Annotated in this window: 14 protein-coding genes; 10 read left to right on the top strand and 4 right to left on the bottom strand. The window is 64.7% G+C overall.

Going from position 1 to position 13035, the window contains the following annotated elements; translation table 11 throughout:
- The first annotated feature begins 27 nt into the window (after positions 1–27).
- Entirely contained in the window at positions 28–519 is a 492-nt protein-coding gene (locus GGD61_RS07570; protein WP_092255747.1) for a hypothetical protein, read from the top strand.
- A 128-nt stretch (positions 520–647) separates the two neighbouring features.
- On the opposite strand, the gene GGD61_RS07565 is transcribed toward GGD61_RS07570, so the two are convergent.
- Positions 648–1196 carry a TetR/AcrR family transcriptional regulator gene (locus tag GGD61_RS07565; protein ID WP_092255744.1) on the bottom strand — a complete coding sequence of 183 codons (549 nt, stop codon included), beginning with the start codon at positions 1194–1196 and terminating at the stop codon, positions 648–650.
- A 104-nt stretch (positions 1197–1300) separates the two neighbouring features.
- Between GGD61_RS07565 and GGD61_RS07560 the strand changes: the two genes are divergently transcribed.
- From GGD61_RS07560 to GGD61_RS07550, 3 genes are all read left to right on the top strand, one after another.
- The gene (locus tag GGD61_RS07560) at positions 1301–1729 is read left to right on the top strand and encodes a thioesterase family protein (RefSeq protein ID WP_092255983.1); all 429 of its coding nucleotides are present in this window, start codon (positions 1301–1303) and stop codon (positions 1727–1729) included.
- 3 nt (positions 1730–1732) lie between these two features.
- Entirely contained in the window at positions 1733–2209 is a 477-nt protein-coding gene (locus GGD61_RS07555) for a PaaI family thioesterase (RefSeq protein WP_092255741.1), read from the top strand.
- Between the two features lie 114 nt (positions 2210–2323).
- Positions 2324–2980: a DsbA family protein gene (locus GGD61_RS07550; RefSeq protein ID WP_177237076.1), complete on the top strand. Its 657-nt coding sequence runs from the start codon at positions 2324–2326 to the stop codon at positions 2978–2980.
- A gap of 74 nt (positions 2981–3054) precedes the next feature.
- Here GGD61_RS07550 and GGD61_RS07545 read toward each other — a convergent pair whose 3' ends face one another.
- From GGD61_RS07545 to GGD61_RS07535, 3 genes are all read right to left on the bottom strand, one after another.
- Complete coding sequence (locus GGD61_RS07545) at positions 3055–3261, bottom strand: hypothetical protein (RefSeq protein ID WP_018316294.1); 207 nt, start codon at positions 3259–3261, stop codon at positions 3055–3057.
- Between the two features lie 83 nt (positions 3262–3344).
- Complete coding sequence (locus GGD61_RS07540; protein ID WP_183230470.1) at positions 3345–4415, bottom strand: phospholipase; 1071 nt, start codon at positions 4413–4415, stop codon at positions 3345–3347.
- 22 nt (positions 4416–4437) lie between these two features.
- Positions 4438–5409 carry a S1C family serine protease gene (locus GGD61_RS07535; RefSeq protein WP_092255980.1) on the bottom strand — a complete coding sequence of 324 codons (972 nt, stop codon included), beginning with the start codon at positions 5407–5409 and terminating at the stop codon, positions 4438–4440.
- A gap of 287 nt (positions 5410–5696) precedes the next feature.
- On the opposite strand from GGD61_RS07535, the gene GGD61_RS07530 reads away from it, so the two are divergent.
- The 6 genes from GGD61_RS07530 to GGD61_RS07505 all read left to right on the top strand — a co-directional run bounded on the left by GGD61_RS07530 (position 5697) and on the right by GGD61_RS07505 (position 12999).
- Positions 5697–7115: a M20 family metallopeptidase gene (locus GGD61_RS07530; RefSeq protein ID WP_092255732.1), complete on the top strand. Its 1419-nt coding sequence runs from the start codon at positions 5697–5699 to the stop codon at positions 7113–7115.
- A gap of 261 nt (positions 7116–7376) precedes the next feature.
- Positions 7377–9167, top strand: coding sequence for a peptide ABC transporter substrate-binding protein (locus GGD61_RS07525; protein WP_092255729.1), 1791 nt, complete (start codon positions 7377–7379; stop codon positions 9165–9167).
- A gap of 29 nt (positions 9168–9196) precedes the next feature.
- Positions 9197–10156: an ABC transporter permease gene (locus GGD61_RS07520; protein ID WP_183230469.1), complete on the top strand. Its 960-nt coding sequence runs from the start codon at positions 9197–9199 to the stop codon at positions 10154–10156.
- Complete coding sequence (locus GGD61_RS07515; RefSeq protein WP_018316289.1) at positions 10122–11039, top strand: ABC transporter permease; 918 nt, start codon at positions 10122–10124, stop codon at positions 11037–11039. The genes GGD61_RS07520 and GGD61_RS07515 overlap by 35 nt, the downstream gene beginning before the upstream one ends.
- Positions 11039–12034 (top strand): ABC transporter ATP-binding protein, encoded by a 996-nt coding sequence (locus tag GGD61_RS07510; RefSeq protein WP_092255726.1) that lies wholly within the window; start codon positions 11039–11041, stop codon positions 12032–12034. The genes GGD61_RS07515 and GGD61_RS07510 overlap by 1 nt, the downstream gene beginning before the upstream one ends.
- Positions 12031–12999 (top strand): ABC transporter ATP-binding protein, encoded by a 969-nt coding sequence (locus GGD61_RS07505; protein ID WP_018316287.1) that lies wholly within the window; start codon positions 12031–12033, stop codon positions 12997–12999. Before GGD61_RS07510 ends, GGD61_RS07505 begins: the two co-directional genes overlap by 4 nt.
- Positions 13000–13035: the final 36 nt, after the last annotated feature.

Here is a 13035-nt window from a genome sequence, read left to right as displayed (position 1 = left end):
GGGGAAGACCAAGGAGGAGACCTAAGGATGACCATTCAATCAAAAATGCTGTGCGCGATTGCGTTGTCGGGATTTGCTGTGCTCTCGGTATCGGCGCCGGCGCAGGCGCTGACGTCGCAGGAGTGCAGCGCCAAATACCAGGCGGCCAAGAAGGACGGCTCGCTCGGCACCATGAAGTGGAATGACTTCCGCAAGGCCCAGTGCGGCGCGGATGCAACGCCGGCTGCTGCAGCACCGGCTGCTCCTGCACCGACCGCGGCTGCGCCCGCCGAGCCGAAGCAGGCCAAGAAGGAGGCGGCCCCCGCCGCCGCGCCGACCCTGCCGGCGGGACCTGCGATCTATCCGAACGCGATCGATCCGAAATATGCCAAGGAGACCCCGGGCAAGGGGCGCCTGCACACCTGCGTCGACCAGTACAACGCCAACAAGACCACCAACGGCAACGGCGGCATGAAGTGGATCCAGAAGGGCGGCGGCTACTACAGCGAATGCAACAAGAAGCTGAAGGGCGCTGCCTGAGCTTCGAATCGATACGAAGGCCGGAGCACCGCTCCGGCCTTTTCACTTGATTTTGAGTTGGAGCATTATCTTTCGGAAAACCGCTGCACACTTTGCGCTCACGCGGCCCTTCGGGTCCGGATCATGCTCTAGTTGAGCAGCTTTTCGGCCGATTTCGCCACCAGTTGCGACCGCTTGCGCGGGCCGCGCTCGACGAACAACAGGCTCTGGCCGAAGATGAAGCAATAGAACAGGAAGGCCTGCGCCTCGGCCTCCTCGGGTGCAAGCCCGGTCGCGCGATAGAGCTCGGCCACGTGCTTGAGCCGCGCTGCGTCCACGCTCGCCACGGCCGCCGCGGCGCTCTCGTCGGAGCGGGCCCATTGCCGGATCGCGAGCTCGATCGCCATGGCTTCCGGATTGAGCCGCTCGGAGTAGAGCTGGATCACCGCCTTCAGCCGTTCGCGGGGCGGTTGACCATCGAGGCGCGTCTGCTGCGCGATCGACGCGGCCCGCCCCTCGCGCCAATGTTGCAGCATGGCATCGAGCAGCGCGGCGCGGTCGGCGAAGCGGCGGTAGAAGCCGCCCTTGGTGACGCCGAGATTCTTGGCAAGCACCTCGACCCTGACACCCTCGACCCCCGCGCGGGCGAGCTCGGCAAACCCCGCCTCGACCCAGACATCGCCCTTGCCGTCGCTCATGAATGAAGCCTCTCGAACTCTTGATACGGTGCCGTATTGCTAACGCGTCTCGTGCCTGATACGCTACCGTATCAATCAATAAACAACGAGGGCGGAAAATGGCGATGGAGCAGGAGGCGACCTATCGCGGCACGGTCTATCCGTGGCAATGCGACCATGTCGGCCACATGAACATCATGTGGTATGTCGGCAAATTCGACGAAGCCAACTGGAATCTATTCGCCCGCCTCGGCCTCACGCCGAGCTATTTGCGTTCCTCCGGCCGCGGCATGGCCGCCGTGCAGCAGAACATCGCCTACAGGCGCGAGCTGCTCGCCGGCGACATCGTCGAGATCCGTAGCCATCTGCTCGAGGTGCGCGAAAAGTTGATCCGCTTCCGGCACGACATGACGAATGCCGAGACCGGCGAGATCGCGGCGATTTGCGAGATCACCGGCGTGCACATGGATCGAACCCAGCGCAAATCGGCGCCGTTCACGGATGCCGTCCGCGAGATCGCTCTTCGGCATCTCGCCGAGCCGGCCGAGGCCTGAGCCATGGCTGCGTTCGAGCCGAAGAACCCGGGCTATCGGGCGGCGGCCATCGCCATGTTCGACGGCCAGCCGGCGATGCACACGCTCGGCATCGTGATCGTCCGCCTCGCACCGGGCGAGGCCGAGCTGGCGATGCTGCATTCCGCGGCCTTCACCCAGCAGAACGGGTTTGTTCATGCCGGCATCATCACCGCCGGGCTGGACAACGCCTGCGGCGTTGCCGCCTTCACCCTGATGCCGCGCGAGGCTGATATCCTTACCGTCGAGTTCAAGACCACGCTGCTGGCTCCGGCTAAAGGCGAGCGCTTCGTCTTCAAGGCCGAGGTCGTCAAGCCCGGCCGCACGCTGACGTTCTGCGAGGCCAGGGCGTTTGCCGAGCACGAGGGCAAGACCACGCTGATTGCAACGATGACCGGCACGTTGATGGCGATGCTGCCGCGCATTGCAGCGCCACCCGCGGCGAGTGCGTCCGGCGCATAGCCTGACGGTCACGCTGCTGGTGCGATGACATCGCCGTCGCGACACTCTATATGACGAGTAACAATTCCCGGTCCCGACCGTATTCAGGGAGATGGGACCGAAACGGGACGAGATATGGCTGGATTTGAGACTAAGGGCCTTGCGCCGACGCGGCGCGCGGCGTTGACGTTGATCGGGGCGGGCGCCCTCGCACTGACGGGCGCCTCGGCGCGCGCGGCGACCGACGACAACGAGGTGCTGACCGAAGCCAAGGTGCTGCGCGATCCCGACACGCCCGTCGCCGGCAATTCCAACGGTAACGTCACGATCGTCGAATGGTCCGACTACAATTGCCCCTATTGCCGCAAGCTCGAGCCCGAGCTGCGCCAGGTCGTTCAGGACGACGGCAAGGTGCGGCTGGTGATGAAGGATTGGCCGATCCTCGGGCCGGTCTCCGTCACCGCGGCGCGGACCGCTCTCGCGGCAAAATTCCAGGACAAATACCATCAGGCCCATGATGCCTTGATGGGCGTCAGCTCGCGCCTGACCGAGCCGCGCATCAACGAGCTGCTTGCCGCCGCCGGCCTCGACATGGATCGCCTGAAGCGCGATCTCGCCGGCCATGGCAGCGATATCGACGCCCTGCTCAAGCGCAACAACGAGCAGGCCGAAGCCTTCGGTTTCAGCGGCACCCCGTCTTTCATCGTCGGCAAGTACCGCGTCCCCGGCGTGCTCAGCATGACCGAGTTCGAGCAGGTCATCGCCGATGCGCGCAAGGCCAAGATGAACTGAGGCGCATCGGCGGTAGCCAACGCAAAGGCGCCGCCGCGGAGCTCGCGACGGCGCCTCGTTCATGATGGGCGTTATTACTTCGACGAGATCCGGACCCAGTCCTTGTGCGCGCGGTCGCGCAGCGCATCCCAATCCGCCTTCGCGACATCCCAGTTCACGATGGTGCGATTGGTGGTCGCGACCTCGCCATTGGCGACGGACGAGGTCTGCATGGAGTCATAGACATACACGCCGCCGGCAAGCAGCAGCGCGCCAAGGATCATTCCGAAAAAAGTCTGCATTTGCGAACCTCCGGTGGGCCAGCAATAACGTCGGCCCGGAGCGATGGTTCCGCGGCAGTGCGGCGCGGATAAGGACGGGTTGTTCACCCCGCGTTCAGCCACTGCACCAGCTCCGCGTTGATCTCGCGCGGATAGGTGTGGCTGAGGTCGTCGATCTCGCGATAGGTGACATCAGCCCCGGCCGTTGCGAGCGCGGCCTGGGTCTGGCGCGCGGTCTGCACCGGAAACATCCAGTCGAGCTTGCCGTGGGTGATGAAGATGGGCAGCCCCTGCAGGCGCGCGGCGTCGGCCATCTCCGCCATCAGCGGATGGAAGGTTGCCGAGACCGGCGCCAGATGGGTGAAAGGCGAGGCGCCGTCGAGGCCGCTGACGTAACTGAAGGTGCCGCCGTCGCTCATGCCGGTCAGCAGCATGCGCGAGGCGTCGATGCTCCAGCGGCTGCGCACGGTTTCGAGGATACGCATGAGGTTAGGCGTATCGGCATCATCGCCCATCAGCGCCCAGGTCGGACCGGTCGCGGTTGGCGCCACCAGAATCGTGCCAAGGCTGCGGGCGTCGCGCAACCAGCTCCACAGGAAACCGCGTCCGTTGCCGCTGCCGCCATGCAGCGCCATCACCAGCGGCATGGCACGCTCGGGCGTATAGTCCTCAGGCACATAGACCGAGAAGCCGCCGCGGCTGCCGGGTTCGTTGTGATCGTGGAAGATGCCAGTATTTTCGCTCGCGCCGACGTCGAGCCGCGACAACAGATCCGCATTTTCGCGATTGGCGGTGTTGAGGAAGAAGCTGCTTACGGGAGGAAATTGCATCGCCAGGGGATAAAGCGCCTCCTGCGCGCGCGGCACGTGGCGCAGCGCGCGGAAGACAGCGATGAGATCGCCATTGCCGCGCTCCACCTCGCGGATCCCGGCAAAGGCGGCGAGCGTCTCGCCGCAGGCGCAATCGAGCCGCTCGCGGAGGCCCGCGAACTGCTCTGGCCACTTTCCAATAGCCGCGTGTGCCGCTTGCAGCGCCTCATCCGGTGCGCCGATCGCGTTCATCACGGTAGCGAACGCCGGCGGATGCAGATGGCGTTGGAAGAAGCCGAGTGCTTCCAGCGCATTGAGCAGCGGCGGCAGCACGGCCACGATGTCGTCGATCACGGCCTCGCTCATCGCGGCTTCCTTCAGCGTGGGATCAATGCAGCTTCGGTGCCTTCAAGAGCTTGAAGCGATCGGTGGAGGTCACCGTGACGTCGAAGGTGACGCCTTGGTGGTACACGGTCAGCGGCACGTCGACGCCGGCGGTGCCGAGCGCCCACATCTTCTTGTAGAAGGCGGTCTGGCTCGTGACCTTGTCCCCGTTCACGGCGAGGATGATGTCGTCGGTCTTGAGCTCGGCGCGCGCGGCAGGGCCGTTGGGGGAGATCCCGATCACGACCAAGCGGTTGTCGATCTCGGTCGAGTAGAGCCCGAGCCAGGGGCGCGCCGGCTTGTTGACGCGACCGAACTTGCGCAGATCGTCCAGGATCGGCTTCAAGAGGTCGATCGGCACGACCATGTTGACATGCTCGGCCTTGCCGTCGCGCTCCCGCTCCAGCTGAAGCGAGCCGATGCCGATCAGCTCGCCGCGCTCGTTGAGCAGCGCCGTGCCGCCCCAGTTCGGATGCGCGGGATAGGTGAAGACGGCTTCGTCCAGCAGATATTCCCAATAGCCGGCGAATTCCTGCTTGGCCACGATCTGGCTGGCGACCGAGCGCGTGCGACCGCCGGCGCCGCCGACCACGACGCGGTCGCCGATCCCGGTTTCTGCCGAGCTGCCGAGCGGCAACGGTTCGACGTCGAGCTCACCGAGGGCTTGCACCAGGCCGAAGCCGGTTTCGGAATCGAAACCGAGCGCATGGCCTTCGACCACCCGCCCATCGCCGAGGTGCAGCCACACCGATTCCGCCTCGGTGATGAGATAGCCGATGGTGAGCACCAGTCCGTGATCGATCACGACGCCGTTGCCGGCGCGTTCGGTGCCCAGCGTCTCGGCGCTGAAGGCGTCCGGCGGGACGATGGCGTGCAGGCCAACGACGGATGCGAGCGCGCGGTCGAGATCGAAACCGTAGTCGCCCGCACGCGGCTGATTGGCCGGCGGCACTCTCCATTCGGTCAAAGCGGGCATGGAGTTCTCCTGGCTGAGTGCATCGCTCCGTGATTGCTGCAGAGCGACGCGCGAAGCCCGCATAATTTAGGCCGGGGCAGGCCGTCTTGAAAGCCTCGTTCCCAATTATTCGTGAGAGCGCCGCGTGAAATCTTTGAAAGGCACGGAAACACCTTGTGCACGAGCGGTAGGCACCCCTCAATCCGGCATGCGCCGCATGGCTGGTGTCCGGCGAGGTGCTAGGCGCCGTACCATGAAGCTGCTAACCATTGCCGCTTCGTTTGACCAAGGGATCACGGACCGAAGCAATGGACAACCGCAGCGATATCTGGCGTGGCGTCGACACGATCAAGGGGCGTTTCATCGACCTCAGCGACAAGGTCTGGGGCATGCCCGAGGTGTGCTACACCGAGGCGCGGTCCGCCGCCGAGCATCTCGCCGAGCTGCGTCATCAGGGTTTCCGCATCACCGAGAACGTCGCCGGCATTCCGACCGCAGTGATGGGCGAGTGGGGCGAGGGCGGTCCGGTCATCGCATTCATGGGCGAATATGACGCCCTTCCCGGTCTCAGCCAGGAAGCGGGTGTCGCCGAGCATCGTCCGATCGAAGCCGGTGGGCACGGCCATGGCTGTGGTCACAATCTGCTCGGTTCCGCCGCGCTGCTCGCCGCGACCGCGGTGAAGGACTGGCTTGCCGAAAACAAGGTGCCAGGTCGCGTGCGCTATTATGGCTGTCCGGCTGAAGAAGGCGGCGCCGCAAAGGCCTTCATGGTGCGCTCCGGCGCGTTCGAGGACGCCGACATCGCCATCACCTGGCATCCGCACAGCTTCTGGGAGGTCGCGGTGACGCCGTCGCTCGCCAACACGCGCGCGGATTTCATCTTCACCGGTCGCACCTCGCATGCCGCGGCCTCGCCGCATCTCGGCCGCTCCGCGCTCGATGCGGTGGAGTTGATGAATGTCGGCGTGAACTACATGCGCGAGCACATGCCGAGCGATGCGCGGGTGCATTACGCGCTGCTCGACACCGGCGGCATTGCGCCGAACGTGGTCCAGGCCCATGCGCGGGTGCGCTATTCGATCCGCGCCCGTGACCTTCCCGGCATGAACGAGCTGGTCGGACGTGTGAGCAAGATCGCCGAGGGCGCGGCGCTGATGACCGAGACCAAGGTCGAGATGAAGATCATCTCCGCGGTCTCCAACATCCTGCCGAACACGCCGCTGGAGCAGGCGCTGCACCGGGTCATGGAAGAGCTCGGACCGCCGCATTTCGACGATGCCGACAAGGGCTTTGCCAGCCAGATCCGCGCGACCTTGAGCGACAAGGATATCGCGTCGGTCTTTTACGCGATCGGCATGGAGCAGACCGATCGGCCGCTGGCCGACTTCTTGGTGCCGCTCGATGCCAAGCGCAACCCGCTGGTCGGCTCGACCGACGTCGGCGACGTCAGCTGGGTGGTGCCGACCGTGCAGGTTCACGCCCCCACGGTTGCAATCGGCACGCCGTTCCACACCTGGCAGGTGGTGGCGCAGGGCAAGAGCCCGCATGCCCACAAGGCCATGGTGCAGGCCGCCAAGGCGATGGCCGGTCTCGGCATCAAGGCGCTGACAGATCCGGAACTGATCAAGGCGGCCAAGGCCGACTTGAAGAAGCGAACGGCCAAGACGCCGTATGTCTGTCCGCTGCCGGATCACGTCGAGCCGCCGCTCGACATGTCCGTCGCGTAGAATTTCGCCTCCACACTTCGTCTGATCCTGCGAACAAATTTTCCGCAGTGCAGCGTGCAATCCAGCATGTTTTGATGCTGGATTGCCGAACGGATGGGCTGCAGAACACAGTTTTGCCCAACAGACAGCCAGAAGACCGTTTGCATACACACGGTCCCAGTTGACGCGCCCCCCATTCGGTGTGCCATCTACTGCCAGCTAATTGGGCGGCCGCCTCTGACGGCCGTCTTCATCACGATGGGAACCAGACGGGGGACAACCATGCTGGATAAAGAACTGCGTTCGATGATCGGCCAGGTGAAGGACGGACGGATGGATCGCCGCGCCTTCATCACGCGCATGGCCGCGGTCGGTCTCACTGCCCCGCTGGCCAACCAGATCCTCGCGCTCGGCGGCGTCGCCATGGCCGAGGGCGCCTCGACCTACAAGCCGACCAAGCGTGGCGGCGGTGGTGCGCTGAAGCTGCTGTGGTGGCAGGGCCCGACCTTGCTCAATCCGCATTTCGCCACCGGCACCAAGGACCAGGACGGTGCGCGCTTGTTCTACGAGCCGCTGGCCTGTTGGGATCCCGACGGCAACATGAAGCTGGTTCTCGCCGCCGAAATTCCCTCGATCCAGAACGGCGGCCTGGCCGCCGACGGCAAGTCGGTGACCTGGAAGCTCAAGCCCGGCGTTAAATGGCATGACGGCGCGCCGTTCACTGCCGACGACGTCGTATTCAACTGGGAATACGCCAAGGATCCCGCGACCTCCGCGCTGACGATCGCGACGCTCCGCGACATCACGGTGGAGAAAGTGGATGACCTCACGGTCCGCATCCTCTTCAACAAGCCGACGCCGTTCTGGGCCGACGCCTTCGTCGGTGCGCCCAACACCATTATCCCGAAACATCTGTTCAAGGACTATATGGGGTCCAAATCGCGGGAGGCGCCGACCAACCTCTCGCCGGTCGGTACCGGCCCCTACAAGTTCGTCGAGTTCAAGCCGGGCGACCTCGTCCGCGGCGTGCTCAACCCCGATTATCACATGCCGAGCCGCCCCTATTTCGACTCGGTCGAGATGAAGGGCGGCGGCGACGCCGTCTCGGCCGCGCGGGCGGTGATCCAGACCGGCGAATACGATTTCGGCTGGAACATCCAGGTCGAGGACGACGTGCTGTTGCGCCTGGAGAAGGGCGGCAAGGGCAAGACCGTCTATGCGGTCGGTGGCGACACCGAGTTCATCGCGCTGAACTTCACCGATCCCAACACCGAGGTCGATGGCGAACGCTCCTCGATCAAGACCAAGCACCCGCTGTTCTCGGATCCGGCGGTGCGCAAGGCGCTCTCGCTGCTGATCGATCGCGAGTCGGTCAAGAAGGCGATCTATGGTCGCGCCGGCCGCACCACGGCCAACTTCCTCAACGGTCCCGAAAAGTTCGTCTCCAAGAACACCTCGTGGGAGTTCAGCATCGAGAAGGCCTCGAAGATCCTCGACGAGGCCGGCTGGAAGCCGGGCGCCGACGGCATCCGCGAGAAGGACGGCAAGAAGCTGAAGCTGCTCTACCAGACCTCGATCAACGGTCCGCGCCAGAAGACCCAGGCAATCGTCAAGCAGGCCTGCCAGAAGGCGGGCATCGACGTCGAATTGAAATCGGTCGTCGCCTCCGTGTTCTTCTCGTCCGATGTCGGCAATCCCGATACCTATTCCAAATTCTACGCCGACATGGAGATGTTCCAGATCCCGCTGAGCCAGCCCGATCCGTCGCAGCACATGCGTCGCTATCTCTCGACCCTCGTCGCCACCAAGGAGAACAAGTGGCAGGGCACCAACTTCCCGCGCTGGGTCAACAAGGAATATGACGCAACCATCCAGGCTGCGGACGGCGAGATGGATCCGGTCAAGCGCGCCGCGCTCTACATCAAGGCCAACGACCTGATGTACCAGGACACCGTGTTCATCCCGGTGCAGCATCGCCTCAAGGTCGAGGCAGCGGCCAACAATCTGCGCCCGGTCGTGTCCGGCTGGGCCAACGAAACGGACAATCTGTTCGACTGGTACCGCGAGGAATGATCCCCCAACTCTAGACGGGGCCTTCCCTCATGAGCCAATACGTCCTGCGTCGCCTGATGATCGCGATTCCGAGCCTGCTCGGAATCTCGGTCGTGCTGTTCGTCGTGCTCGCGCTCGCGCCCGGCGATCCGTTCTCCGAGCTGGCGACCAACCCGAACGTGCCGCCCGAGGTACAGGCGGCGTTCCGGGCCAAGTTCGGCCTCGACGATCCGATCCACCTTCGTTACCTGCACTGGCTCAACGCCATGCTGCACGGCGACTGGGGCTTCTCCTTCGTCAGCCGGATGAACGTCGACACGCTCATCCTGCAGCGCCTGCCGGCCACGCTCTACGTGATCGGCTCGGCGCAGATCCTGGCGCTGCTGATCGCGATTCCGGTCGGCGTCTATGCCGCCACGAAGCCCTATTCGCTGTTCGACCAGATCGCCAACACACTCGCGTTCGTCGGCTTCTCGCTGCCGACCTTCTTCACCGGCATCCTGTTCATCCTGATCTTCTCGGTCACGCTGGACTGGCTGCCTTTCGTCTACACCACCGACATCAAGGGCACCGGCATCCACTGGGTGCTGGAGATGATCCGTCAGGCGATCATGCCGGTGGCGGTGCTCGGCCTGTTCCAGGCGGCGTCGATGACGCGTTTCGTGCGCTCGGCGATGCTGGATGTGATCCGGCTCGACTATGTCACCACCGCCCGCGCCAAGGGGCTCGGGCAGGCCAAGGTCATCGTCAAGCATGTCATGCGCAACGCCATGATTCCGGTCGTGACGTTGATCGCGCTGCAAATGCCCGCGGTGTTCGGCGGCGCCATCGTCACCGAGCAGATCTTCCGTATTCCGGGCATCGGCTCGCTGCTGATCTCCTCCATCCTTTCCAACGACACGCCGGTGGTGATGGCCGTCACCTTCGTCTTTGCGTGTCTGGTCGTGCTGTTCAATCTCATCGCGGACGTGCTTTATGGCTGGCTTGACCCTCGCATCTCCCTCCGCTGAGCGGCGCGTCTACTCGCCCTGGCGCGAGACGTGGCGGCGCTACAGCCGCCACAAGCTTGCCGTGGTCAGCGCGTTCCTGCTGCTCGTTCTGATCCTGGCGGTGGTGCTCGGCCCCTTCATCTGGCGCGTCAAGATCGACGACATCGACATCGTCGCAGGCATGCAGGGGCCCTCGCCGGCGCATCCCTTCGGCACCGACGATCTCGGGCAGGACATCCTCGCCCGCATGATCTATGGCGGGCGCATCTCGCTCGCGGTCGGCCTCGCCGCGATGCTGGTCTCGGTCTTCGTCGGTGTGCTGATCGGCGCGCTCGCCGGCATGTCGCGCGGTGCGCTCGGCCACGGGCTGATGTGGCTGACCGATCTGTTCCTGTCGCTGCCGCAATTGCCGCTGCTGCTGCTGCTGATCTATCTCTTCCGCGACGGTCTGAAGGCCGCGTTCGGTCCGGAGGGCGGTATCTTCATCCTGATCGTGCTCGTGATCGGCGGCCTGCGCTGGATGCCGGTGGCGCGGCTCGTGCGCGCCCAGTTCCTGTCGATCCGCGAGAAGGAGTTCGTCGAGGCCGCGCGGGCGCTCGGGGCGAGCCCGGTGCGGCAGGTGGTACGTCACATCCTGCCCAATGCGCTCGGTCCGGTGATCATCGCCGGCACCATCGACGTCGCCGCCGCCATCATCGCGGAATCGACGCTGTCCTTCCTCGGCCTCGGCTTCCCGCCCGACACGCCGACCTGGGGCCGGCTGCTGTATGACGCAAAGGACTTTCTCGATATCGGCCCGCACTGGGCGCTGTTTCCGGGTGGCGCGATCTTCATCGCGGTGGTCGCCATCAACTTCATCGGCGACGGCCTGCGTGACGCACTCGATGCGCGACGGGTGATCTGATGGCGCCGCTGCTCGAGATCAAGGGACTGAAGACCCACTTCTCCACGGACGACGGCATCCTCCAGGCCGTCGACGGCGTCGACATCTCCATCAACCGGGGCGAGACGCTCTGCGTGGTCGGCGAATCCGGCTGCGGCAAGACCGTCACCGCGATGTCGATCCTGAAGCTGATCGCGATGCCGCCGGGCCGCATCGCGGCGGGTCAGATCATCTTCGAGGGTCGCGATCTCGTGCCGCTGACCAGCAACGAGCTCGACGAGATCAGGGCCAAGGAGATCGGCTTCATCTTCCAGGAGCCGATGACCTCGCTCAACCCGGTGCTCACCGTCGGCGAGCAGATCGCCGAGAGCCTGCGCCGCCACGAGGCCGTGACCAGGAAGCAGGCGCTCGATCGCACCATCGAGATGCTGAAGCTGGTGCAGATCCCCAACGCCGAAGGCCGCGTGCACAATTATCCGCACCAGTTCTCCGGTGGCATGCGCCAGCGAGTGATGATCGCGATGGCGCTCGCCTGCAAGCCGAAGCTGATCATCGCCGACGAGCCCACCACCGCGCTCGACGTGACCATCCAGGCCCAGATCCTGGACCTGCTCCAGGACATGAAGGAGCGCTTCGGCATGGCGGTGATGCTGATCACCCATGCCATGGGCGTCGTCGCCGAAACCGCGCAGCGCGTCGTCGTGATGTATGCCGGCAAGGTGGTCGAAGAAGCGCCGGTCGATGATCTCTTCGGCAATCCCGGCCATCCCTATACGCAAGGGTTGATTCGCTCGATCCCGCGCATCGATCTCGACAGCGAGCACAAGACGCGGCTCGAGGCGATCGGCGGCTCGGTGCCGATCCTGATCAATCCGCCGGTCGGCTGCCGCTTTGCGCCACGCTGCAAGTTCGCCATGAACGTCTGCACCGAGAAGGAGCCGCTGCTGCGCGAGATCGCACCCGGCCATCGCATGGCCTGTCATCTCGGCGATACAAATCTGGGAGGTGCGGCATGAGCGAACCCTTGCTGCAAGTCTCCAATCTGAAGAAGCATTTCCCCGTGCTCGGTGGCCTGCTGTCGCGCCAGGTTGGCACCGTCTATGCGGTCGACGGCGTGTCGTTCTCGGTCAATCGCGGCGAGACGCTCGGTCTCGTCGGTGAATCCGGCTGCGGCAAGTCGACGACGGGACGCTGCGTGCTGCGCCTGATCGAGCCGACCGACGGTGAGGTCACTTTCGACGGCCAGGACGTGCGCAGCCTCGGCGGCAACGATCTGCGCGCGATGCGGCGCAACATGCAGCTGGTGTTCCAGGATCCGTTCGCCTCGCTCAATCCGCGCATGACGGTCGGCGCGATCCTCGGCGAGGCCTTCACCATCCATAACCTTGCGACCTCCGCCAAGGAGCGCGAGGAGCGCGTCGCGGGCCTGCTGGTCAAGGTCGGGCTCAAGGCCGAGCACATGCGGCGCTATCCGCACGAATTCTCCGGCGGCCAGCGCCAGCGCATCGTGATCGCGCGCGCGCTCGCGGTCGAGCCGAAGCTGATCGTCTGCGACGAGCCGGTCTCGGCGCTCGACGTGTCGATCCAGGCCCAGGTCATCAATCTGCTGGAAGACCTCCAGGCCGAGTTGAACCTCACCTATCTCTTCGTCGCGCACGACCTCTCGGTGGTCGAGCACATCTCCGACCGCGTCGCGGTGATGTATCTCGGCCGGATCGTCGAGCTGGCGAAAGCGAGCGATCTCTACCGCAACCCGCAGCATCCCTACACCAGGGCGTTGTTGTCGGCGGTGCCGGTGCCCGATCCAAAGCTCAAGCGCGAGCGCATCCGCCTCAAGGGCGACGTGCCGAGCCCGATGAAGCCGCCGTCGGGCTGTCACTTCCACACCCGCTGCCCGATCGCCCAGCCGCGCTGCGCGGAAAGCGCGCCCGTGCTGAAGGAAGGGGCGGGCGGGCATTTCGTGGCGTGTCATCTGGCGTAGTGCGATGAACACGTAGGGTGGGCAAAGCGAAGCGTG

Origin of the sequence: Bradyrhizobium sp. SBR1B, assembly GCF_014198205.1 — a bacterium.
GTDB lineage: Bacteria > Pseudomonadota > Alphaproteobacteria > Rhizobiales > Xanthobacteraceae > Bradyrhizobium.
The sequence above is the reverse complement of the archived record's forward strand: the minus strand, read 5'-3'. Positions and strand labels throughout refer to the sequence as shown.